This window comes from Klenkia terrae (genome assembly GCF_900491935.1).
Classification (GTDB): Bacteria; Actinomycetota; Actinomycetes; order Mycobacteriales; family Geodermatophilaceae; genus Klenkia; species Klenkia terrae.
In genome coordinates this window covers 4332225-4354817 of record NZ_UEXK01000004.1, presented here as the reverse complement: position 1 = coordinate 4354817, position 22593 = coordinate 4332225, and the positions used below count along the sequence as shown (strand labels likewise).

Annotated in this window: 24 protein-coding genes and 2 pseudogenes; 14 read left to right on the top strand and 12 right to left on the bottom strand. The window is 75.0% G+C overall.

From position 1 onward, the window contains the following. The first annotated feature begins 88 nt into the window (after positions 1-88). Positions 89-1303, top strand: coding sequence for an MFS transporter (locus LFA75_RS21595; protein WP_225235638.1), 1215 nt, complete (start codon positions 89-91; stop codon positions 1301-1303). On the opposite strand, the gene LFA75_RS21590 is transcribed toward LFA75_RS21595, so the two are convergent. The 4 genes from LFA75_RS21590 to LFA75_RS21575 all read right to left on the bottom strand — a co-directional run bounded on the left by LFA75_RS21590 (position 1260) and on the right by LFA75_RS21575 (position 5154). Then, positions 1260-2501, bottom strand: a complete 1242-nt coding sequence (locus tag LFA75_RS21590; protein ID WP_225235637.1) for an MFS transporter — start codon at positions 2499-2501, stop codon at positions 1260-1262. The genes LFA75_RS21595 and LFA75_RS21590 overlap by 44 nt on opposite strands. Before the next feature lie 95 nt (positions 2502-2596). Continuing rightward, positions 2597-3631: a zinc-binding dehydrogenase gene (locus LFA75_RS21585; RefSeq protein ID WP_225235636.1), complete on the bottom strand. Its 1035-nt coding sequence runs from the start codon at positions 3629-3631 to the stop codon at positions 2597-2599. 38 nt (positions 3632-3669) lie between these two features. Beyond that, the gene (locus LFA75_RS21580; RefSeq protein WP_225235635.1) at positions 3670-4056 is read right to left on the bottom strand and encodes a (R)-mandelonitrile lyase; all 387 of its coding nucleotides are present in this window, start codon (positions 4054-4056) and stop codon (positions 3670-3672) included. 213 nt (positions 4057-4269) lie between these two features. After that, complete coding sequence (locus LFA75_RS21575; protein ID WP_225235634.1) at positions 4270-5154, bottom strand: helix-turn-helix transcriptional regulator; 885 nt, start codon at positions 5152-5154, stop codon at positions 4270-4272. A gap of 138 nt (positions 5155-5292) precedes the next feature. On the opposite strand from LFA75_RS21575, the gene LFA75_RS21570 reads away from it, so the two are divergent. The 3 genes from LFA75_RS21570 to LFA75_RS21560 all read left to right on the top strand — a co-directional run bounded on the left by LFA75_RS21570 (position 5293) and on the right by LFA75_RS21560 (position 7151). Beyond that, positions 5293-5643 carry a UBP-type zinc finger domain-containing protein gene (locus tag LFA75_RS21570; protein ID WP_225235633.1) on the top strand — a complete coding sequence of 117 codons (351 nt, stop codon included), beginning with the start codon at positions 5293-5295 and terminating at the stop codon, positions 5641-5643. A 519-nt stretch (positions 5644-6162) separates the two neighbouring features. Continuing rightward, positions 6163-6414: an ANTAR domain-containing response regulator gene (locus tag LFA75_RS21565; protein ID WP_225235632.1), complete on the top strand. Its 252-nt coding sequence runs from the start codon at positions 6163-6165 to the stop codon at positions 6412-6414. Continuing rightward, complete coding sequence (locus LFA75_RS21560; protein ID WP_225235631.1) at positions 6411-7151, top strand: ANTAR domain-containing protein; 741 nt, start codon at positions 6411-6413, stop codon at positions 7149-7151. Before LFA75_RS21565 ends, LFA75_RS21560 begins: the two co-directional genes overlap by 4 nt. Positions 7152-7166: 15 nt before the next feature. Here LFA75_RS21560 and LFA75_RS21555 read toward each other — a convergent pair whose 3' ends face one another. The 6 genes and pseudogenes from LFA75_RS21555 to LFA75_RS21535 all read right to left on the bottom strand — a co-directional run bounded on the left by LFA75_RS21555 (position 7167) and on the right by LFA75_RS21535 (position 11452). After that, positions 7167-8945, bottom strand: coding sequence for a GAF domain-containing SpoIIE family protein phosphatase (locus LFA75_RS21555; RefSeq protein WP_225235630.1), 1779 nt, complete (start codon positions 8943-8945; stop codon positions 7167-7169). Between the two features lie 138 nt (positions 8946-9083). Then, positions 9084-9677: a chromate transporter gene (locus LFA75_RS21550; RefSeq protein ID WP_263639406.1), complete on the bottom strand. Its 594-nt coding sequence runs from the start codon at positions 9675-9677 to the stop codon at positions 9084-9086. Between the two features lie 286 nt (positions 9678-9963). Continuing rightward, positions 9964-10479, bottom strand: a pseudogene (locus tag LFA75_RS23940) (chromate transporter); the annotation flags it as partial. A gap of 114 nt (positions 10480-10593) precedes the next feature. Further along, entirely contained in the window at positions 10594-10767 is a 174-nt protein-coding gene (locus LFA75_RS24195) for a chromate resistance protein ChrB domain-containing protein (protein WP_404820980.1), read from the bottom strand. A 20-nt stretch (positions 10768-10787) separates the two neighbouring features. Further along, positions 10788-10952, bottom strand: a pseudogene (locus LFA75_RS24190) (chromate resistance protein ChrB domain-containing protein); the annotation flags it as partial. Further along, positions 10949-11452 carry a Chromate resistance protein ChrB gene (locus LFA75_RS21535; RefSeq protein WP_225235629.1) on the bottom strand — a complete coding sequence of 168 codons (504 nt, stop codon included), beginning with the start codon at positions 11450-11452 and terminating at the stop codon, positions 10949-10951. The pseudogene LFA75_RS24190 and the gene LFA75_RS21535, both read right to left, overlap by 4 nt. Positions 11453-11513: 61 nt before the next feature. Here LFA75_RS21535 and LFA75_RS21530 point away from each other — a divergent pair, with 61 nt between their 5' ends. After that, positions 11514-11909, top strand: coding sequence for an ArsR/SmtB family transcription factor (locus tag LFA75_RS21530; protein ID WP_225235628.1), 396 nt, complete (start codon positions 11514-11516; stop codon positions 11907-11909). After that, a complete protein-coding gene (locus LFA75_RS21525) occupies positions 11906-12982 on the top strand; it encodes a cation diffusion facilitator family transporter (RefSeq protein WP_225235627.1) in 1077 nt (358 codons plus the stop codon). Before LFA75_RS21530 ends, LFA75_RS21525 begins: the two co-directional genes overlap by 4 nt. Here the strand turns inward: LFA75_RS21525 and LFA75_RS21520 are convergent. Continuing rightward, complete coding sequence (locus tag LFA75_RS21520) at positions 12979-13494, bottom strand: MarR family winged helix-turn-helix transcriptional regulator (protein WP_225235626.1); 516 nt, start codon at positions 13492-13494, stop codon at positions 12979-12981. The two genes, LFA75_RS21525 and LFA75_RS21520, sit on opposite strands and share 4 nt — an antisense overlap. A 103-nt stretch (positions 13495-13597) precedes the next feature. Here LFA75_RS21520 and LFA75_RS21515 point away from each other — a divergent pair, with 103 nt between their 5' ends. The 8 genes from LFA75_RS21515 (at position 13598) to LFA75_RS21480 (ending at position 20310) form a co-directional block, all read left to right on the top strand. Next, positions 13598-13963 carry a nuclear transport factor 2 family protein gene (locus tag LFA75_RS21515; RefSeq protein WP_225235625.1) on the top strand — a complete coding sequence of 122 codons (366 nt, stop codon included), beginning with the start codon at positions 13598-13600 and terminating at the stop codon, positions 13961-13963. Positions 13964-14085: 122 nt separating this feature from the next. Further along, the gene (locus tag LFA75_RS21510; RefSeq protein ID WP_225235624.1) at positions 14086-15066 is read left to right on the top strand and encodes a cyclase family protein; all 981 of its coding nucleotides are present in this window, start codon (positions 14086-14088) and stop codon (positions 15064-15066) included. A gap of 11 nt (positions 15067-15077) precedes the next feature. Next, positions 15078-16208, top strand: a complete 1131-nt coding sequence (locus LFA75_RS21505) for an FAD-dependent monooxygenase (RefSeq protein WP_225235623.1) — start codon at positions 15078-15080, stop codon at positions 16206-16208. 26 nt (positions 16209-16234) lie between these two features. Beyond that, complete coding sequence (locus tag LFA75_RS21500; RefSeq protein ID WP_225235622.1) at positions 16235-17185, top strand: VOC family protein; 951 nt, start codon at positions 16235-16237, stop codon at positions 17183-17185. After that, complete coding sequence (locus LFA75_RS21495; protein WP_225235621.1) at positions 17185-18147, top strand: fumarylacetoacetate hydrolase family protein; 963 nt, start codon at positions 17185-17187, stop codon at positions 18145-18147. Before LFA75_RS21500 ends, LFA75_RS21495 begins: the two co-directional genes overlap by 1 nt. Before the next feature lie 29 nt (positions 18148-18176). After that, positions 18177-19358, top strand: coding sequence for an alpha/beta hydrolase family protein (locus LFA75_RS21490; protein WP_225235620.1), 1182 nt, complete (start codon positions 18177-18179; stop codon positions 19356-19358). Then, on the top strand, positions 19355-19771 hold the full coding sequence (locus tag LFA75_RS21485; protein WP_225235619.1) for a VOC family protein: 417 nt from the start codon (positions 19355-19357) through the stop codon (positions 19769-19771). Before LFA75_RS21490 ends, LFA75_RS21485 begins: the two co-directional genes overlap by 4 nt. Positions 19772-19869: 98 nt before the next feature. Continuing rightward, entirely contained in the window at positions 19870-20310 is a 441-nt protein-coding gene (locus tag LFA75_RS21480) for an ATP-binding protein (RefSeq protein ID WP_225235618.1), read from the top strand. Here LFA75_RS21480 and LFA75_RS21475 read toward each other — a convergent pair. Beyond that, positions 20297-22480: a SpoIIE family protein phosphatase gene (locus LFA75_RS21475; RefSeq protein ID WP_225235617.1), complete on the bottom strand. Its 2184-nt coding sequence runs from the start codon at positions 22478-22480 to the stop codon at positions 20297-20299. The genes LFA75_RS21480 and LFA75_RS21475 overlap by 14 nt on opposite strands. Positions 22481-22593: the final 113 nt, after the last annotated feature.

The following is a 22593-nucleotide window of genomic DNA, read 5'->3' as shown; positions in this document are numbered from 1 at the left end:
AACCGACCCTGCCGCCGGGTCGGTCGGGCGGGTTCCGTGGCCGGTGGGCACGTGGTGTGCCCACCGGCCACGAACCACCGGAGGACCCGTGCGCAGCCCGACCGCAGGACCCGTACCCACCGCCGCCCGACCGGGGGTGGACGCCGACCCGGACCACCTGCCCGTCGCCGCGCTGCTGGTGCTGGCCCTCACCGGCTTCCTGCTCATCGCCACCGAGACGATGCCCGCCGGGCTGCTGCCCCAGATCGCCGCGGGCCTGGACGTCGGCGAGGGCGTCGCCGGCCAGTTCGTCAGCGCCTACGCCGTGGGCACCGTCGTCGCGGCCATCCCCGCGGTCACGCTGACCCGCGGACTGCGCCGCAAGCCGTTGCTCCTCGCCGCCGTCCTGGTGTTCGCCCTGGCCACCGCGGTCACCACCGTGTCCGGCGACGTCGTCGTCTCCCTGGTCGCCCGCTTCGTCGCCGGCGCGGTCTCCGGGCTGGTCTGGGGCATGACGGCCGGCTACGCCCGCCGGATCAGCGGGTCCCGGCGGTCCGGCCGGGCGCTGGCGATCGCCTCGGTCGGCACCCCGGTCGGCCTGGCCCTGGGCACGCCGCTGGGCTCGTGGGTGGGCAGCACGCTGGACTGGCGCTGGTCGTTCGGGGCGCTCACCGCGCTGGCGGTGCTCACCGCGCTGCTGGCCCTGGTGCTCGTCCCGGACGCACCGGGCCAGGCGCCGGAGTCCCGGCTGCCGCTGTCCCGGGTGGTGCGGCTGCCGGGCATCGCGCCGGTGCTGGCCGTGATCGTGACCTGGATGCTGGCGCACAACGTCGTCTACACCTACGTCTCGGCCTACCTCCGCGCCGCCGGCTCCGCGCTGTCGGTGGACGTCGTGCTGGTCGTCTTCGGCGTCGCGGCGATCGGCGGCCTGGTCGTCACCGGCGTCCTGCTGGACCGGTGGTTGCGCCCGCTGGTGCTCGCCGGCACCGGGCTGTTCATCCTCGCCGGGGCCGTGCTGCTGGTCGGCCGGGGTTCCACCGCGGTGGTCCTCGTGGCGGTGGTGGTGTGGGGCGTGGCCTTCGGCGGCGCGGCCGCCCAGCTGCAGACGGCCATCGGGATCGCCGGCGGCGCGAACGCCGACGTGGCCAACACCCTGCTCGGGGTGGCCTTCAACGTCGCCATCGCGGCGGCCGGCGTGCTCGGTGCCGTGGTGGTCGGCGCCGCCGGCGGGCTCGCCCTGCCGGTCGTGATGTCCGGGCTCGCCGCCGCGGCGGTCGCGCTCACCCTCGCGGGACGGCGGACCGCGTTCCCGCTGCGGCCGTGAGCCCCGGCGGCGCGGGCACCGGGCGGACCAGGACGACGGCCACCACGACCCCGACCACGACGAGGACGGCGTACCCGCAGGCGATCTGGAAGAGGCTGAACGTGGTGGTCAGCCGGCCGGCGACCAGGCTGGGGACCGCCGCGCAGCTGTAGTTGAGCAGGAAGACCGTGGACAGCAGGCCGGCCCGCTCCCCCGGCGCCGTCCGGGCCAGCAGGGTCTGCATGCCCCCGGTCTGCGCCACCCCCTGGGTCACCCCGGCGACCAGGCTCACGACCAGGAACGCCGCGGTCGCCCCGGCGTGCAGGGCCCAGAGGACGCCGGCCATGCAGACCGCGTAGGCCAGCATCCCGGCCTGCAGCGCCCGGTGCGCCGGCACCCGCGCGGTCAGCGGGCCGCCCAGGAAGGCGAGCACGGTGAAGGAGGCGAACACCGCGCCGGCCGTCAGCGCCGCCGTCGAGCCCAGCTCCACCTCGGCGATCGAGGGGCCGAACGCCTGGTAGAAGCCGCCCACCGACCAGGTCGCCAGGATCAGCCCGGCCATCGCCAGCAGCGGCCGCCGCGCACCGGCGGGCACCAGCACCCGGGGCCGCAGCGACGCCGCGGCACCCCGGGCCCGGCCCGCCCCCGGCGGCACGGTCTCCGGCCCCAGCGCCAGCAGGACGGCGACCACGGCGAGCAGCACCCCGACCACGACGAACGTGAGCTGCCGGGGAGCCGGGCCGTGGTCGACCAGCGCCCCGGACAGCAGCGCCCCCAGCGGGATGCCCAGCATCGGCGACGCCCCGGTCACCACCGCCGGCAGCCACGGCCGCCGCGGCGGCGCGGTGTCCACCACGTAGGCACCCAGGGCACTGGAGGCCAGCCCGGTGGCCAGCCCCTGGAACGCGCGCCCGGCGGCGAGCTCGCCCACCCCGTCGACGTCCAGCAGGAGCACCAGGCCCACGGCCGAGGACACCAGCGCGGCCAGGCCGACCGCCCGCCGGCCCAGGTGGTCGGACAACCGGCCCAGCACCAGCAGGGACACCGCGGCCATCGACAGGTAGACCGCGGTCACCACCGACAGGTCGGCGTCGGTGAGCCCGTCCTGCGCGCGGTAGGTGTTGTAGAGCGGGATCGGCGACCCGGCCGAGACGAACACCAGCACGAGCGCCGCCGACGCGACGGCGAACCCGGCCGCACGGGGCAGGCGCATCGGCATCGGGCGGGACCTCTCGCAGGGTGGGCAGCGCGGAAGGGGCCCGGCCCCGGGGATCATCCCCCCGGGACCGGGCCCCCGCCGTCCGTGCCGGTGGCTCAGGGCCGGATCAGCACCTTCAGGGCCTGGCGCTGGTCCATCAGCCGGTAGCCCTCGGCGATGTCGGCCAGCGGCAGCTCCCGGTCGAACACCCGGCCCGGGTCGATGGTGCCGTCCAGGACCTGCGGCAGCACCGCCTCCAGGTAGGCGCGCACCGTGGCCGGCCCGCCGGTGAGGGTGGCGTTCTTGCCGAACAGGCTGGCGAAGCCGACCGGGGCGTCCTCGTACTGCGGGACGCCGACCCGGCTGATCGTGCCGCCGGGCCGGACGACGCCGTAGGCCTGCTCGTAGGCCGGCAGGTGGCCCACGGCCTCCAGCACCACGTGCGATCCCTCGCCGCCCGTGATCTCGAGGACCTCGGCGATGCCCTCCTCGCCCCGGGCTGCCACGACGTGGGTGGCGCCGAACTCCCGGCCCAGGTCGGTCCGGTCGGTGTGCCGGCCCATCAGGATGATCGTCTCCGCGCCGAGCTGGGCCGAGGCGAGGACGGCGGACAGGCCCACGGCGCCGTCCCCGATGACGGTGACGGTCTTCCCCGGACCCACCCCGCCCTGGTGCGCGGCGTGGTGGCCGGTCAGGTAGACGTCGGACAGGGTCAGCAGCGAGGGCATGAGCGCCTCGTCGGTGCCGGCCGGGACGACGACCGCGGTGCCGTCGGCCTGCGGCACGAGCAGCTTCTCGGCCTGCGTCGCCGACGGCGCACCGTCGAAGAACCCGCCGTGCACGCAGGAGGTGGTGATCCCGTCGCGGCAGAAGGCACAGGTGCCGTCGGACCAGGCGAACGGCACGATGACCGTGTCGCCGACGGACAGGGTGGTCACGGCGGAGCCGACCTCCTCCACGACGCCGATGGCCTCGTGGCCCATCCGCCGCCCCCCGGGGGTGTCCGGCAGGTCGTGGTACGGGTGCAGGTCGGAGCCGCAGACGCAGGCGTGGGTGACCCGGATGACCGCGTCGGTGGGTGCGGTGAGGACCGGGTCGGGGACCTCCTCGACCCGGACGTCGCCGGCTGCGTACATGACGGTGGCGCGCATGGTGGTCCGCTCTCTCTCGGTGTGGGTGGGTTCCCGGCTCAGGCCGGGTAGCCGTACTCGTCGTCGGTGACCTGGTCGCCCCAGGCCGTCTCGTCGCCCTCCCACAGCGCCTGGTGCGCCATGGCGTGGTCGGGGGCCGCGCCGTGCCAGTGCTCCTCGCCCGGCGGGGTCCAGACCACGTCGCCGGGGCGGACGACGGTCACCTCGCCGCCGCGGGCCTGGACCAGGCCGACGCCGTCGGTGACCACCAGGACCTGGCCGCGGGGGTGGGAGTGCCAGGCGGTGCGGGCGCAGGGCATGAACCGGACGAGGTTCATCCGGACGGCCGACGGCTCGGGGTTGCGCACGACGACGTCCATGTAGACGTCGCCGGTGAACCACTCGGCCGGGCCCTTCGCGGTCGGCTGCGGGCGGGAGATCTCCACGGTGCTGCTCCTCGGGGGTCGCTGGACGGGGGCGGCACGGAGGTGCCGCCCCCGTCCAGCGACCCCNCGGTGACCTCGGTGTCCCGCTCGCCGGTGGCGCACTCGGCGGTGCCGGTGACGGCGGTGCCGGCGGGGGGGGGGGGGCGGGGCCCCCCCCCCCCCCGGGGCCCCCCCGGGGGGGGGGGGGGGGAGGCCCGCCGGTGCGGGACGCGGTCAGGCGGGCGTGCTGCGGTGCTCGGCCGCCGTCCCGTCCCGGGTGGCCGCCCAGCTGGCCAGCACGGCCAGCGAGTCGGCGGTCGGCGAGCCCGGCGGCGCGGTGTAGGCGGTGAGGTTGAGCCCCCACAGGTCGTCGGAGGGCAGGTCGACGGCGTCGAAGGACAGCTCGAGCTCGCCGACGACCGGGTGCACGAAGGTCTTGACCCCGGCGTGGTGCAGCCGGACGTCGTGCCCGGCCCAGCGGGCGCCGAACTCCTCGCTCCGGGTGGCCAGCTCGCCGACCAGGTCGGTGATCGCCCGGTTGCCCGGGTCGCGCCCGGCGGCCGTGCGCATGATCGCGACGGTGGTGTCGGCGGCGGCCGCCCAGTCGGCGTGGAAGTCCCGCGCCCGCGGGTCCAGGAACTGGAAGCGGGCGATGTTCGCCGGGCCGCCGCGGGCGAACTCGTACACCGGTGAGTACAGCGCCCGGCCCAGGGCGTTGACCGCGACCAGGTCCATGCTGCCGCTGCGGACGATGGCCGGCGCCCCGGTCATCGCGTCGAGCATCCACTGCACGCTGGGCCGGACCTGCCGGCTGGCGCGGCGGCGGGGCACGCGGGTGGGCCGGGCGGCGCGGGCGAGGTCGTCCAGGTGGGAGCGCTCGGCGTCGTCCAGGCGCAGCGCCCGGGCGACGGCGGCCAGCACGTCCTCGGACACCTCGGCGATGTGGCCGCGCTCCAGCCGGATGTACCAGTCGGTGCTGACCCCGGCGAGGACGGCGACCTCCTCCCGGCGCAGCCCGGGGACGCGGCGCCGGCCGGAGGTGGGCAGGCCGACCTCCGCCGGGCTCAACCGCGCGCGGCGGGTGGCCAGGAAGTCTCTGATCTCGGCCCGGTTGTCCACGTCCCAGACGCTAGATCGCCCCCGGGCCGGTCGGTAGCCGGGACGGGGGCTGAGCTGCTCCCCCCATCCGCGCCCCCTGCCTGCGGTCCCGGCGTCCGGGGGGTGGGCCCGGGCTGCCCCGGCTGGCAGGCTGGGCCGGTGACCACACCGACCGGCATCGACCCCTCCGTCCCGCCCAGCGGCCCCGGCTGCGTCGAGTGCGAGGCCAGCTCGTCCTGGTGGTTCCACCTGCGCCGCTGCGCGCAGTGCGGCCACGTGGGCTGCTGCGACGACTCGCTCAACAAGCACGCGACCAAGCACGCCGAGGCCACCGGGCACCCGGTCATCCAGAGCTTCGAGCCGGGCGAGGACTGGTTCTACGACTACCGGACCCAGCAGGGGTACGACGGCCCGGAGCTGGCGGCGCCGTCCAGCCACCCGGAGGAGCAGTCCGTGCCCGGGCCCGCCGACCGCCTCCCCGCCGACTGGGTGCGCCAGCTCGGCGGCTGAGCACCCGCGCGGGGAGCGGCCCGCGACGGTAGGTTCGGCCGCAGCGGTCGAGATCGGGACGTCGAGGACCACGGCGTCCCCGGGGACGGTGGGTGCCCCGGCCGCAGGGGCCCTGCCGGGCCCCGGGAGACGAGCCACCATGACGTCCCAGCACACCGACCCCGGTGCGGGGCCCGACCAGGGCCCCGGCTCGCCGGCCATGGACCCCATGCAGACCCTGCTGATGAGCAGGGAGTCGATGCGGTCGGTGCTGACCAAGGTCGCCGGGGCCGCCAAGACGATGCTCGGCGCCGACGTCGAGGCCTCGGTCACCCTCGTCGAGCGGGGCCGGCCCTCGGCGGCCTCGTGGACCGGGCTGCTCGCCTTCGAGCTCGACGAGGTCCAGTTCGGCCTGGACCACGGCCCGTGCCTGGAGTCCGCGGTGTCCGGCGGGATCATCCTGGTCCCCGAGATGCGCTTCCCGACCGCTTCGGCCCGCCCGCCGTCGAGGTGGCGGTCGGGCTGGCCGGTCGCGCAGCCGTGGCGATCAGCAACAAGCACAGCTACGACGGCCTGGCCCGCACCGTCGAGCAGCTGCAGGAGGCCACCGCCCACCGCGCGGTCATCGAGCAGGCAAAGGGGCTGCTCATGGGCCGGCACGGCATCGACGCCGACCAGGCCTTCGCGCTGCTGTCGGCGATGTCCCAGCGGGAGAACAAGAAACTCCGCCTGCTGGCCGCCGAGATCATGGCCAGCGCCCGGCGGACCGACGACGACGCGGGCCGGCCATGACCGGGGCCGGGTCCACCGCGTCGATCGAGGAACGGTTCGCCGCCGCGCTGACCGCGCAGGAGCCGGACGGCGACGGCGGCGCGCAGGACCTGCCGGTCCGGCTGGCCCGCACGGCCGCGGCGGTGCTGGGGACCGCCGCCGCCGGGATCAGCCTGCTCACCGACGAGCCCCTGCGCCGGCTCCCGGTGGGCGCGTCGAACGCCGAGGCCGCGATGGCGGAGCAGCTGCAGTTCACCGCCGGCGAGGGCCCCTGCCTGGCCGTGCACCGCATCGGGCACCCCACCTTCAGCGACGACGTGGACATGGCACGACGCTGGCCGGGGTTCCACGACCTGCTGCGTCGGCGCACCTCCTACACCGCGGTCGCCTCGCTGCCGCTGCGGGACCGGGGTCGAGGCTTCGGCGCCCTGGACCTCTACCTCGCCGACGACGACGGTCTCCGCGGCCTGGACACCTTCACCGCCGTGGTCACGGGCGACCTGGTCGCCCAGCACCTGACCCTCGGCGCGATGCTCCGGCCGGTCGGGTCCGGGCAGGCGGGGAGTCCCTGGTTCCGGGGCGCCGCGGCTCCCCGCCTGGTCACCTGGCAGGCCATCGGCATGCTCATGGCCCGCCACCCCCTGGACGCCGACGAGGCCCTGCAGGTCATCCGCCGGCGCGCGGTGGACCTGGACACCACCACCGACGCCGTCGGCGCTGCGGTGGTCGCCGGCGACGTGGACGCCGCCGACCTCTGAGCTCCGGGCCAGCCGCTACGGGGTCGGGCGGTCCTCGGGGTGCAGGCGGACCGCGAGGACGACGACGTCGTCGTCCCCACCCTGGTCGGCGGTGGCGACCACCTCGTCCAGCAGCTCGTCCAGCGGCAGGTGGTGCAGGCGGCCCAGCTGGGCGGCGAGCGCGGCGATCGCGGCGTCCAGGTCCTCCCGGCGCCGCTCGACCAGCCCGTCGGTGTACAGCACCAGGGTCGAGCCCGGCGGCAGGGCGACGACGTGGTCGTGCCGCGCCGGTTCGGTGCCCAGGCCGAGCAGGGGGTCCGCGGCCCGCCAGAGCACCTCGGTGCGGCCGTCGTCGTGCACCAGCACGGGCGGGGGGTGCCCGGCGCTGGACCAGCGCAGCCGGCGCAGCCCGGCCCGCTCGTCGGAGTCGGTCTGCTCGACCCGGGCCAGCAGCACCGTGGCCAGCGTGTCGATCCGCAGCGCGGTCATGGCCCGGTCCAGCCGGCGCAGGGTCTGCGAGGGCACCTCGTCGCGGTCCACGCCGTAGCCGCGCAGGATCGAGCGGAGCTGGCCCATCGTCGCCGCGGCCACGATGTCGTGCCCGGTCACGTCCCCGATCGCCAGCTCGGTGGCGCCGTCGGGGGTCAGGAACGCGTCGTACCAGTCACCGCCGACCTGGTCGGACCCGCTGGCCGGCACGTACCGGGCGGCGACGTGCAGGTGGTCGGGCTCGGGCAGGTCGGTCATCATCGCCCGCTGCAGGGTGCGGGCCACCGACACCCGGTCGGCCAGCAGCAGCGCCCGGTCCAGGGCCTGCGCGGTGTACCGGGCCAGCGCCAGCTTGGCCGCCTTGTCCTGCGCGGTCCAGCGCCGCACGCGGTCGAAGACCAGGCTCAGCACGCCGATCTGCCGGCCACCGACCGACAGCGGCAGGTGCGCGGTCGCCTCGTAGGCCACCGGCCCGTCCTCGGGCGACCAGGTGCCCGGGTGCCGGGCCAGCAGCGCGGCGGCGTCCTCGAAGAAGATCGGCTCGCCGTGCACGCCGACCCACCCGGCGGGGTCGGCGTCCCCGAGCGGCACCGACTGCCACGCCGGGTCCTCGTCGCCGTCCCGACCGGGGACCGGGACGAAGCGGACGACCGGGGCGCGGCCGTCGAGCAGCCCGACGTAGGACCAGGGCACGCCCAGCGTCTCGGCCGCGGCGACGGAGACCTCGCGGGCGACGTCGGCCACGGTGGCGGTGTCGGCCAGCGCCTCGGACAGCCGCAGCAGCAGCTGGGCGTGGCCGGTGGCGTTCTCGGCCCGCCGCTGGGACACCGCGGACTCCGCACCCCGCTGGCGGGCGGCCAGCTCGGACGAGGCGAGCACGGCGAGCTGGGTCAGGGCGCGCACGTCCGCCGCGGTCCACGACCGCGGGGCGGTCTCCACCGCGCAGAGGACGCCGACCACCTCACCGGCGGCCCCGGTGAGCGGGACGCCGCAGTAGGCGCGGGTGTGCAGGTCGACGAGGGCGTCGCTGGGCACCGCGGCGTCGTCGGCCAGCTCCCGGGTGTCGGGCACCAGCAGCGGGGCGCCGGTGGCCACCACCTGCTGGCAGAAGACTGTGGGCGCCGTCCACACCGCGTGCGCCGGCAGGTCCTGGTCGACCGGTGCCGAGTCCGGGGCGGAGGCCAGCCACTGCGGGGTGTCCGCGCGCACGATGCTCCCCAGCGCCGCGGCCGAGCCCAGCAGCTGGCGGGCCAGCGAGGTCAGCTCGTCCAGGGCCGGCGGGACGCCGTCGGGGGCGACCGCCGCTGGCCCGGGTGTCGGGGGCATCCCGGCCTCAGCCGGTCGGTGCGACCCGACGGGGCCGGGTGCGCGCGGGAGCCGGTGGTCGCATGACCGTCAACCTAGTGAGGCGCGGTGACGGGACCAAGGGGTCTGCAAGTCCCCGCGCGCCCCGCCCCGCCGTGCTCACGAGACCGGCAGCCCGGCGAGCCCGGCGGCCAGCCCCAGCCCGGCACAGATCCCCAGGGTCTTCAGCACGGGGAGCTTCAGCCGGAACAGCAGGACGGCCGCCACCACGGTCAGCACGACGGCGACCCAGCGCAGCGTGCCGACGTCGGGGACCTCCAGCGCGAACGAGCCCCAGGACGCCGCGCTGCTCTCCCGGAACAGGGTGTGCACGGCGAAGTAGACCCCCAGGTTGGCGATCACCCCGACCACGGCGGCGGTGATGCCGGTCAGCGCCGCCGAGAGGCTGCGGTTGCCGCGCAGCCGCTCCATGTACGGGGCGCCGAGCAGGACGAACAGGAAGCTCGGCACGAAGGTCACCCAGGTGACCAGCAGCGAGGCGAGCACCGCGGCCTCCCAGGGGTCCAGGTCGCCGGGCGCCCGGTACGCGCCCAGGAACGCCAGGAACTGCACGACAATGATCAAGGGCCCCGGAGTGGACTCGGCCAGCGCCAAGCCCCGGACCATCTCCCCGGGGCTGAGCCAGCCGTAGACGGCGACGGCTTGCTGCGCGACGTAGGCCAGCACGGCGTAGGCGCCGCCGAAGGTGACCACGGCGGCGCCGGAGAAGAACAGGCCCTGGTCGGTGAGCGTGCTGCCGGCCCACCGCGATCGGCACCCCCCAGGCCACCAGGCCGACCACCAGCACCCTCAGGGTGCGCCGCCACGAGGGCGCCTCGGTGTGCAGCACGTCGTCGGGGATCACCGGCGGGGGTCCGTCGTCGGCCTCGGCGGCCTTCGCCCGCTCGGCGAGCAGGCCCGGCCGGAACCGGCCCATCGCCCACCCGGCCGCCCCGGCCAGCTCCACCACCAGCGGGAACGGCACCTGCAGGAGCGTCAGCGCCAGGAAGGCACCGACCGCGATCGCGACCAGCGCGGGGCTGGTCAGCGCCCGCTTACCGACCCGGGTGACGGCCTGTGCGACGACGGGGAGCACCGCTGGCGCGAGCCCGGCGAAGACCGCGAGGACGGCGACCGTGGTGCCGAAGGCGACGTAGACCGCCGACAACCCCAGGAGGGCGAGCAGCCCCGGCAGCACGAAGAGCCCGCCGGCCACCAGTCCCCCGCGGGTGCCGTGCAGCAACCAGCCCACGTAGGTGGCCAGCTGCTGGGCCTCGGGGCCGGGCAGCAGCATGCAGTAGTTCATCGCGTGCAGGAATCGGCGCTGGCCGATCCACCGCTTCTCCTCGACCAGGCTGCGCTGCATCACCGCGATCTGGCCGGCGGGCCCGCCGAAGGTCTGCAGCGAGATGGCGAACCAGGCGCGCACGGCCGTGCCGAAGGGCACCGTCGACTGCCCGTCGAGGGAGCCGTCGGTCGGCGGCGTGCCCGCGGGGGCGGCGGGGTCCGGGTTCATCGGTCGTCGTCCTCGAGGTCTCGGGGGGGGGCAGGACGGTTGGCGGCCGCGGAGCAGCCGCTGGCGGTGGAACTCGTGCAGGGCGTCGAAGACCGCGTCGGGGACGGCGAGGGTCTACGGGTCGGTGCCGGTCATGGTCAGGCCGCGGACCACCGCGTCCACGCCGGGCGCCTCGGGTGCGTCGAACAGGTCGTCGTCGAGGTCGGCGGCGTGCACGACCTCCGCGATCCGCCACAGCACCGGGTCGGCCAGCTCGTGCAGCCGCAGCAGGGTCTCGAAGGTGCACAGTCCCGGCCGACGTGCCCGATCCCGGTGCCCGGCACGTCGAACAGGACCAGGTCGGCGGGCAGCGAGCCCGGGTCGGACCAGTCGTCGAGGAACACGAACTCCGCGGCCGGGTCGATGTGCCGGCGGATCAGCCAGGCGCACGCAGCCCGGTCGACGTGCACCCCGGCCCGGGTCGCCCACCTCACGACCGGTCGCCCGCCGGGGCGGTGACCTCGGCGGCCGAGGGCACGAGCTCGGCCAGGGCCCGCTCCGCCGCGTCGCGCTCGGGGCGCCCGGTGAAGTCGCGGCGCGCCACCGCGCGCAGCTCCCGGCGCAGGCGGCCCAGCTCCCGCCGCCGGCTGCCGGGATCCGGGCCCGCGGTGGCGGTCGCCGCCGCGGCGGCAACGGCGTCGTACTCGGCCGCACGCGCCGCCCCCATCTCGGCGAGCACCTGATGCTCGTGCTCGACGGTGAGCGCCCGGGCCGTCCAGACCCCGGCCCGCCCGCCGTGGGCGTGGACGTCGGCGGCCAGCCACTCGAACTCCTCGCGGGTACGGGCGTCCGCGGGCAGGCACACCACCCCGTCGCCCAGGGACCCCACGCCCAGCCGCTTCAACCGGCGCCACAACGTCGTCCGCGGACCGGACGGCTCCCGGGGCAGCCGGTAGCTCAGCACGACCCACTCCGCCCCGCTCGGCCCGACCACGGCGGCGAGGCAACCACAGTTGCATCTGCCGTGTCGAGCGAGCGTCCTCTATTGTCTGCATATGGATGCGGACAGCGGAGCACGCCGCGCGGTGCTGCCGGGCGAGCAGGTCGACCTGGCGGTCGAGGTGTTCCGGATGCTCTCCGACGCCACCCGCATCCAGCTGCTGTGGGCGCTGATCGACCGTGAGCTGTCGGTCAACGAGCTCGCCGACCACGTCGGGAAGACCCCGGCCTCGGTGTCCCAGCACCTGGCCAAGCTGCGGATGACCCGCCTGGTGCAGACCCGCCGGGAGGGCACGTCGGTCTACTACCGACTGGAGAACGACCACATCGCCCAGCTGGTCACCGACGCGGTCTACAACGCCGACCACGCCACCGCCGCCGTCCCGGACCACCACCGCCCGGACGCCGGCGTCAGCACCCTCCCGACCTCCCGGGGCGAGGTCTCGTCGTGACCGCGCCCCACGGGCACCACCACGGGGAGCACCCGCACGGGGAGCACGGCCACGACCACTCGACCGGGCTCAAGGGGTTCGTGCTGGGCGTCCTCCGCCCGCACAGCCACGACTCGGCCGACTCCATCGACACCGCCCTGGAGTCCAGCGCCGAGGGCATCCGCGCGCTCAAGATCAGCCTCGTCGTCCTGCTGGTGACGGCGATCGCCCAGTCCGTCGTCGTCTGGTTCACCGGGTCCATCGCCCTGCTCGCCGACACCGTGCACAACTTCTCCGACGCACTGACCGCCGTCCCGCTGTGGATCGCGTTCCGGCTCGGCCGCCGCGCCGCCTCCCGCCGCTACACCTACGGCTACGACCGCGCCGAGGACCTCGCCGGCGTCTTCATCGTCGCGATGATCGCCCTGTCGGCGGTGCTGGCCGGCTACGAATCCATCCACCGACTCCTCGATCCACAGCCCATCACGGACGTCGGGGTCGTCATCGCCGCCGGCCTCGTCGGCGCCGCCGGCAACGAACTCGTCGCCCTCTACCGAATCCGCGTCGGCCGCCGCATCGGCTCCGCAGCACTGGTCGCCGACGGCCTGCACGCCCGCACCGACGGCCTCACGTCCCTCGCCGTCGTCGTCGGCGCGCTCGGGGTGCTCGCCGGCTTCCCGCTCGCCGACCCCTTGGTCGGGCTGGCCATCACCGTGGCCATCCTGCTGGTGCTCAAGAGCGCAGCCCGCGACGTCTACCGGCGCCTCATGGACGCCGTCGAGCCCGAGGTGCTCGACACCGCCGAGGCCACCGTCCGATCCACCCCCGGCGTCCTGGACGTCGAGCGGCTCCGGGTGCGCTGGACCGGGCACCGCATCCGCGCCGAGGTGGCGGTCACGGTCGACCCGGCCCTGGGCGTCGTCGCCGGCCACGACATCGCCGTCGACGTCCACCACCGGCTGCTGCACGACGTCCCGAAGCTCGTCGACGCCACCGTGCACGTCAGCCCGGCCCGCACCGCCGAGGACCCGCACCACGCGCTGGCCCACCACGACCGCGCGCGCCGGGTGGACTCCGCGGCACCGGGCCGCTAGGGGTGGTCCGCGGGGCGGGGCAGCGTCCCCTGCTCGATGATCCGGTCGTAGCCCTGCTCCAGTGCCCCGCTCAGCTCGTCCAGCGCGGCCGGCCCGAGGTCGTCCAGGAACATCGCCCGCACCAGCTCGACGTGCCGCGGGGCGGCGGCCAGCAGCGTGGCCCGGCCCTGGTCGGTCAGCGACCCCTCGGTCACCCGCCGGTCGTCCGCGGCGGCGCCCAGGGACACCAGGCCCCGGGTCGCCATCCGCTTGGCGTGGTGGGAGGTCCGGCTGCGCTCGGTGCCGATCCGGGCGGCGAGGGCGGACATCGCCATCGTGCCGGCGGGGTCGCTGGTCAGCGCCACCAGCAGGTCGTAGTCGGCCAGCGAGATCCCGCTGTCGGCCTGCAGCTGCCGGTTCATCTCGTACCGCAGCCGCAGCTGCACCTTCATGAAGGCGAACCAGGCCCGGCGCTCCGCGGCGGTGAGCAGGGCGAACGGTGACTCGGGCGGCACCTCGACCTCGGCGGACACCGCCCCACGCTCCCACGCCCCCGGCCCGGCCATCGACCACCCATTGGGTGACATCTCATGTAACTTGCGGGAGCCCGTGCCGACCGAGTGGAGAGGGTCCCCCGTGACCGAGTCCGTACCGACCGCCGAGGAACTGCTGGGCCGGATGATCTCCGGCGTGTTCAACGAGCCGGACCCGCAGCGGCGGGGGTCGGTGATCGCCGAGGTGTTCACCGAGGACGTCGTCTTCAGCGACGCCGAGCGCACCGTCACCGGGCAGCGGGCGCTGGCCGACACCGTCTCCGGGCTGCTCGCGCAGGGCCCCGGCTTCGTCTTCGTGCCCGAGGGCCCGTACCGCGGCGTGGCCGACCTGGGCATGCGCGCCTGGCGGCTCGGCCCGCCCGGCGGCGACCCGGTCCTCGGCGGGCTGGACGTCGCGCAGGTGGTCGACGGCCGCATCGCGCACCTGTGGACCGTGCTCGACGGCTGACCGTCTGCCGGGCATCGGCTCCATCCACGGAGCTGATGACCTGCATCACCACTCCGGGCTTCCCTGATGCCCCGGCGGCGACGACAGTGCTCCTGGTCACCGTCGACGCAGGAGGTATCCCCGTGCTGGACCCGCAGGACCCCGAGGCCACGATCGCCGCCGCCGCGGCACGCGTCTCGAACTGGGGGCGGTGGGGCGAGGACGACGTCCTGGGCACCCTGAACCTGCTCACCCCCGAGAAGCGGGTGCAGGCCGCCGCCCTGGTGCGCAGCGGCGTCAGCTTCGACCTGACCCAGCACTTCAACACCGACGGCCCGCAGAAGGGCTGGCTGCGCCGGGTCAACCCCGTGCACGCCATGCTGGGCACCGGCCTGGACGCCGAGGCCGGCATCCCCGCCTTCCCGCACGGCATCGGCGGCGCCGACGACATGATCACCATGCCGCTGCAGGCCTCCACGCAGTGGGACGGCCTGGGCCACATCTTCGACCACGGCAAGGCCTACAACGGCCGCCGGGCCGGTGCGATCGTGACCAGCGAGGGCGACAACACCACCGGCATCGAGACCACCGCCGGCCGCTTCGTCGGCCGCGGCGTGCTGCTCGACGTCGCCCGCCACCTCGAGCCCGAGACCGCCGAGCTGCCCGACGGGTTCGCGATCACCCCCGAGCACCTGGACGCCACCGCGGCCGCCGCCGGCGTCGAGGTCACCAGCGGGGACCTGCTGCTGGTCCGCACCGGCCGGCTGTCCCGCGCCCGCCGCTCCATCGCCGCCGGCACCGGCTGGGGCGACTACGCCGGCGGGGAGTCCCCCGGCCTGTCCTTCACCTCCCTGGACTGGCTGCGCGCGCACGACGTCGCCGCCGTCGCCACCGACACCTGGGGGGTCGAGGTCCGGCCCAGCGAGGTCGCCGTCCCCACCTTCCAGCCCTTCCACCAGGTCGCCATCCCGCACCTGGGCCTGTTCCTCGGCGAGATGTGGGACCTGGAGGAGCTCGCCGCGGACTGCGCGTCCGACGGCGTCCACGAGTTCCTCCTCGCCGCCCCGCCGCTCCCCGTCACCGGAGCGGTCGGTGCCCCCGTGGCCCCGATCGCCGTCAAGTAGGAGATCCCCCCGTGAGCGCAGTGCAGGACGTCCTGGTCATCGGCGGAGGTCTGGCCGGTGCCGCCGTCGCGGTGCACCTGGCCCAGGCCGGGGTCGCGGTGGACCTGGTGGAGATCAAGCCCGACGCGGCCGCCCTCGGGTCCGGCATCACCCTGCAGGGCAACGCCCTGCGGGAGCTGGACCACCTGGGCGTCTGGGAGCAGGCCCGCGAGCGCGGCTACGCCTTCGACGTGACCGGCATCCGGGCGCCCGACCCGGCCGGCACGGTGCTCTTCGAGGTGCCCGACGCCAAGACCGGCGGCCCGGACTACCCGGCCGCGATGGGGATGACCCGCCCCGACCTGGCGGGCCTACTGCACGACCGGGCCCGCGAGGTCGGCGTCCAGCTGCGGTACGCGACCACCACCACCGAGCTGGTCCAGGACGACGACGGCGTCGACGTCACGTTCTCCGACGGCACCTCGCGCCGCTACGACCTGGTCATCGGCGCCGACGGCGTCCGGTCCTGGACCCGCCGGATGCTGGGCATCGGGCTGGAGACCCGGTCGATCGGCATGGGCATCTGGCGCGCGTTCGGCCCCCGGCCGGAGAGCGTCACCCGCACCGACCTCTTCTACGGCGGCCCGGCCTACATCGCCGGCTACTGCCCGACCGGCGAGGACTCGATCTACGCCTACATCGTCGAGGACGCCCAGGACCGCTCCACGCTGACCCCGCAGGAGCAGCTGGACACGATGCGCGGCCTGGCCGGGGCCTACCACGGGCCGTGGGACGAGATCCGCGAGACGCTGACCGACCCCGACCGGGTCAACTACACCTGGTTCGAGACCCACCTGCTGGCCGCGCCGTGGAACCGCGGCCGGGTCGTGGTGATCGGCGACGCCGCGCACACCTGCCCGCCCACCGTGGCCCAGGGCGGCGCGCAGGCCCTGGAGGACGCCGCCGTCCTCGGCGACCTCCTCACCACCCGCGAGGTCCTGGACCAGGACCTGTGGGACGCCTTCCACGACCGGCGGGTCGAGCGCGCCCGCACCGTCGTCGAGGCCTCCAACCAGCTCGCCCAGTGGCAGCTCGACCACGTCCAGGGCGACATCCCGGCGCTGATGCGCAGCGTCGCGATGCTCGTCAGCCAGCCCGCCTGAACCCCCCGCACCACGAGGAGCCACCCATGACCGCACCCGAGAAGACCCGCCTGATCACCCACCTGCGGCACATCGACCTGGCCGTGCCGGACCTGCGCACCCAGACCGACTTCTTCACCAACACCTGGGGCCTGAAGGAGGAGACGACCGACAGCGGCCTGTCCTTCCTGGCCGCCGAGGGCAGCCCGGAGCAGTACGTCGTCCGGCTCCGCGAGGCCGCCGACAAGCGGATCGACCTGATCTCCTTCGGTGCCGCGAACCGCGCCGACGTGGACACCCTGGCCGCCCGGATGGCCACCGCCGGCGTCCAGCTGGTGCACGAGCCGACCGAGCTGCAGACCCCCGGCGGCGGGTACGGCTTCCGGTTCTTCGACAACGAGGGCCGCACCGTCGAGGTCTCCGCCGACGTCGCCGTCCGCGAGCACCGCAAGATCGAGGAGGGCGAGTCGATCCCGGTGCGCCTGTCGCACGTGGTGATCAACTCCAGCGAGCCGGAGAAGACCGTCGCGTTCTACGAGCAGCACTTCGGCTTCGCGCTGTCGGACACCCTCATGCACCCGCGGATGGGCAACATGATGTATTTCCTCCGCACCAATGCCTGGCACCACAGCCTCGCCGTCGCCCGCGGGCCGCACCCCTCGCTGCACCACGCCTCCTTCGAGCTGCGCGGCATCGACGAGTACATGCGCGGCACCGGCCGGGCGCTGCGCGCGGGCGTGGAGAAGATCTGGGGCCCGGGCCGGCACATGGCCGGGAACAACACGTTCTCCTACTTCCTGGACCCGCACGGCAACACCGTGGAGTACACGACCGAGCTGGACCTGGTCGACGAGGACACCTGGCACCCCTCGCTGTACGACTTCTCCAACCCCGAGGTCAGCGACCAGTGGGGCACCGCGAACGCGATGAACGAGTTCGTGGCGCAGAAGTCGTTCAACGACCCGGACAAGGGCCTCTTCGTGGCCCCGCCCGTCTGATGCGGTTCGCCACCTACCTCCACGAGGGCGTGGTCAGCGCCGGCGTCGTCTCCGACGCCGGCGTGCACGCCCTGCCCGGCACCACCGTGCTGGACCTGGTCCGCTCCGGCCTGCCCACGGCGCTGGCCGCGGGCGAGCAGGCCCTCGAGGGCCCGGCGCTGCCGCTGGACGCCGTCCGGCTGCTGCCGCCGCTGCAGCCGCCGACGGTGCGCGACTTCGTCACCTTCGAGGAGCACGTCGAGGGCGTCCGCAAGAGCATCGACGGCGTCGGCGGGGTGCCCGAGCGCTGGTACGCCGCACCCACGTTCTACTTCACCCACCCCTTCGCCCTGGTCGGGGCGCACGACGACGTCGCCGTCCCGCCGGGGTCGCAGCGCTTCGACTTCGAGCTCGAGGTCGCCGCGGTGCTCGGCGCCGACCTCTCCTCCCCCACCCCGGAGCAGGCCCGCGAGGCGCTGTTCGGCTACACCGTGCTCAACGACTGGTCGGCCCGGGACCTGCAGGCCGCCGAGATGCAGGTCAGCCTCGGCCCGGCCAAGGGCAAGGACTCCGCCACGACGCTGGGCCCGTGGCTGGTCACCGCCGACGAGCTCGAGCAGTACCGCGACGCCGAGGGCTTCCTGGCCCTGGACATGCGGGTCACCGTCAACGGGCAGCTGATCGGGCAGGACCTGCTGTCCAACATGGGCTGGCCGTTCGAGGAGCTGGTCGTCTACGCCGGCCGCGGCACCCGGCTGCTGGCCGGGGACGTGCTCGGCTCGGGCACCTGCGGCAACGGCGGCTGCCTGGCCGAGCTGTGGGGCCGCGACGGGGACGCCGCACCGCCCCCGCTGCAGGTCGGCGATGTCGTCGAGATGACCGTCGAGGGCATCGGCACGATCCGCAACCAGGTGGTGGCCGGCCTCGACCTGCCGCCCACCCCGCGCGCGCGGCAGCGGTCCCGCGCCCGCACCCGCACCTGACCCCCACCCCGTCTGCGAGAGGCACCCCTGTGTTCGAGTACTTCCCCGGCAACTACGTGTGGAACCTGGGCGTCGTCGCGACGCTCAACTCCGGCGGCCTGATCGACGAGGTCGACCGGGCCTGCCGCCCCATCAAGGAGGCCGCGCAGCAGGGCGAGGACGCCGGCACGCAGGACTTCCTGCGCGCCTGGACGGCGCTGACCGACCAGCTGGTCGGCCAGGCCGAGGACGCGGAGAAGGCCGGCCACACCCGCACCGCGGGCCAGCTGTACTTCCGCGCCACCAACTACCTCTGCCAGGCCGAGCGGATGCTCTCCCACAAGAGCCCCGACCGGGTGCCCACCTACCGCCGGGTCACCGAGCTGGCCGAGAAGGCGTTCGCACTGCACAGCCCGCGGGTCAGCCGGGTCGAGATCCCCTACGAGGGGACGACCCTGCCGGCCTACTTCAGCGCCGCCCCAGCCACCGAGTCCGGCCCCGCCCCGGTGATCGTGCTGGTCAACGGGCTGGACTCCACCAAGGAGCACATGTACTCCTCGAACCATTGGCTGGAGCTCGCGGAGCGCGGCATCTCCTGCCTGATGCTCGACCAGCCCGGGACGGGTGAGTCCCTGCGCCTGCAGGGCATCACCGCCCGCATCGACACCGAGGTGTGGGCCGGTGCGGCGGTGGACTGGCTGGAGACCCGGGACGACGTCGACACCACGAAGATCGGCATCGTGGGCTGGTCGCTGGGCGGGTACTTCTCGCCCCGCGCCGCTGCCTTCGAGAAGCGCTTCGCGCTCTGCGTGGCCTGGGGCGCCAACCACAACTGGGGCGCCGTGCAGCGCCGCCGGGCCGAGCGCGAGGGCGAGCGCCCGGTGCCGCACTACTGGTCCCACGTGCTGTGGGTGTGGGGCATCGAGGGCGACGAGCACGACCTGGACGCCTTCCTCGACTTCGCCGACGACGTCCACCTGGACGGCGTCGTGGAAAAGATCACCGTGCCGTTCCTGATCGCGCACGGGGAGAAGGACCGGCAGATCCCGCTGGAGTACGCGCACCGCTCCTACGACCAGGCGGTCAACTCCCCCAAGCGCGAGCTGCGGGTCTTCACCCCCGAGGAAGGGGCCACCGAGCACATCGGCCTGGACCACCTCCCCCACGTCAGCGTCTTCGTCGCCGACTGGGTCTCCGACACCTTCGCCGAGCTCGCGGCGGCGCCGGCGTGACCGGTCCGGGCATCGGGATGCTCTTCGTCAACCTGCCGGTGCGGGACCTCGAGGTGTCCCGGGCGTTCTACACCGGCCTGGGCCTGCGGGTGCACGAGCAGTTCTCCGACGCCACGACGCTGGCCGTGGTGGTCAGCGACGAGGTCGCGCTGATGCTGCAGGTGGCCGGGCACTTCGCCGAGCAGTCGCCCGGTCCCGTCGGCGACCCGTCGACCGGGGTGACGTCGGTGCTGTGCCTGACCGTCGACAGCCGAGCCCGGGTCGACGAGCTGGTGGCCGCGGCGGTCTCCTCGGGCGGTCGCGCCGGTCTCGACGTCCGCAGCGACGAACTGCGCTACGTCGGGAGCTTCACCGACCCGGACGGCCACGCCTGGGAAGCCATGGTCATGGAGCAGACGCACGTCGTGAACTGAGCAGGTGCACGACCCGCCCGGGGTTCGGACCCCCCGGGCGGGGGCATCCCCGGGCGGAGCGTGTCGACGAGGCGCGGAACCCACCTGGAGGACCACCCGTGCCCGAGCGCCCCTGGCAGCAGGCTCCCCCACCCACCGGCGACCACTGCTGGTCCTGGGCGCCGGACGGTCTCGAGGACCTGCCCCGGGTGCGCCGGGAGTTCCAGGCGCACCTGACCGGGCCGGAGCTGGGCGAGCTGGACACCGACCGGGTGCGGGAGTGCGTGCTCGCGCTGGACGAGCTGATGTCCAACGGGCTGCGCCACGGGCGGGCACCGGTCGAGGTCGAGGTGTGCAGCGTGCGCGGCGGGCTGCTGCTGATGGTCAGCGACCGCGCCGCCGACGAGCCACCCCGCCCGACGTCCACCCGGGACCCCGGCCAGGGCGGCATGGGCCTGGGCATGATCGCGTCGGCCTCGGTGGCCTGCGGCTGGGAGCCGACGACCGACCTGAAGACCGTCTGGGCGGTCATGCCCACCGACGAGGTCAGTGCAGCGTGACCCCGATGCAGGCGATGTCGTCCAGGCGGTTGTCCACCAGGTCCATCGCCGTCCGGCACAGCGGCTCGGGGTGCGCCACCGGGCCGACCGCGGCCAGCGCGGCGAGCAGTGCCCCGGTGCCGGCGTCGAGGTCCGCGCCGCGGTGCTCGACCAGCCCGTCGGTGTAGGCCACGACCGTGCTGCCGGCGGGCAGGTCGTAGCTGACGGTGGCCCGGGGCCGGCCGGCGTCGACGCCGATCATCAGCCCGCGCGGCTCGTCGAGCTGCACGACGGTGCCGTCGGGTCGGTGCCAGACCAGCGGTGGGTGCCCGGCGGTGGCCACGTGCAGCCGCCAGGACCCCGGCTCCCCGACGACCGGGACCGCGCAGGCGTAGGTCACGGTGGCCAGCGTGCCCAGGCCGAGGCCGATGACCAGCCGGTCCAGGCGGTCCAGCACACTGCCCGGGTCGGCGCTGCCGCCCTCGTACGCGCAGGCGCGCAGCAGCCCGCGCAGCTGCCCCATCTGGGCCGCGGCGTCGATGTCGTGCCCGGCGACGTCGCCGATGGCGATGGCCACCGCGCCGTCGGGCAGCGCGATGAGGTCGTAGAAGTCGCCGCCGACCGCGGCCGCGGCGGAGGCCGACTCGTAGTGGGCCACCGCGGTCACCCCGGCGATCTCGGGCAGCGCCGGGAGCAGCGAGCGCTGCAGGGCCACCGCGACGCTGAGCTCCTGCTGGTAGAGCCGGGCGTTGTCCACCGCCATCGCCGCGCGGCGGCCCAGGTCGGTGGCCACCTCGACGTCCCCGTCGGCGAAGTCGTCCTCACTCCGGGCCAGGGTGAGCACGCCGAGCGTGCGGCCGCGGGCGGTCAACGGGATGGTCAGCATCGAGCGGATGCCCAGGTCGGTCACCAGCCGCAGCCCGTCCGCCGTCCGGAAGAACGGCGCGAGCCGCTCCGGGGTCAGGTCCCGGTGCAGGGTGGCGACCCCGTCGGCGACGGCCGTCGCGGCCGGTGAGCCGGCGTGCGGGGCCCGGCCGAGGACCAGCTCGGTCAGCAGGTCCAGCTCCGACCGGCTGCCCCCGGAGTGCGCGGCGGCGGCCTGCGCGACCTGGCCGTGGTCGTCCAGGCCGACGACGAAGGACCACTCGGCCAGCTCGGGCACGCAGATGTGCGCCAGGCTGCGCAGCAGCTCGGCGGCGTCCAGGGTGGCCGACAGCAGGCCGGTGCCCTCGGCCATGAGCAGCAGCCGGCGCTGGGCCTGCTCGGCAGCCTCGCGGGCGGTGGTCTCGGCGCGGAACGCCCGGTCCCGCTCCGCGTCGGCGACCACCCGCTGGGAGACGTCGGACTGCACGCCGACGAAGCTGACCAGCTCGCCGCGGCCGTCGAAGACCGGGCTCACCGACAGCTGGTTCCAGAAGGCCGTGCCGTCCTTGCGGTGGTTGAGCAGCACGACGGTCACCGGACGGCGCTGCGCCATGCCCTCCCGCAGCTCCTGCAGTGCAGCCTGGTCGGTGGCCGGGCCCTGCAGGAACCGGCAGTTGCGACCGACAACCTCGTCGAAGGCGTACCCGGTGACCCGGGTGAACGCGGGGTTGACCCACACCAGCGGGTCGTCGTCCTGCCGGGGGTCGCTGATGGTGAAGCAGATGTCGGTGGCCAGCACGGCGCCCTCGCGCAGCCGCTGCAGGACGGCGTCGGCCCCGTCCGAGCTGACGTCGGCCACCGGCAGGAAGACCACCAGGGACAGCCCGGCGTCGACCTGGCCCTCGGCCGCGGTCATCGGGAACCCGGTCACCCACAGCAGCCGGTCGTCGGCGCTGTCGTGGCCGGCCGCGCGGTCCGGGTCGTCGCTGCGCCGCGGGGCCAGCCGCACCGGCTCGCCGGCCAGCGGGTTGCCGTCGGCGACCCGGGACAGCGGGGCCTCGGTGCCGGCCAGCGGGTGGCCGTCCAGGTCGGTGAGGCCGGCGGCCGCACCCCAGGCGTCGGTGCCGACCGGGAGCGCGATCTTCCCGGCCAGGTCCAGGGCGGCACCGTTGGCGAAGGTGACCTCGCCGGTGCCGCGGTCGATCAGCAGCACGGCCACCGGGACGTCGCCGAGGATGGCCGGCAGCGCACTGCTGGGCACCTGCGAGCCGGGGTCGGCGGCGACGGTCGCCGCGGCGACCACCTCGGCCTGGGCGTTCGCGGACATCGCCGAGGGCTGGGACGGCCCACCGGCCCTGGGGTCGCTCACGTCGCGCGCCGCGGGGCTGCCGGCCACGGGGAGACGACGGGGTCGACTCCCCCGGGACCACGGACCACCGA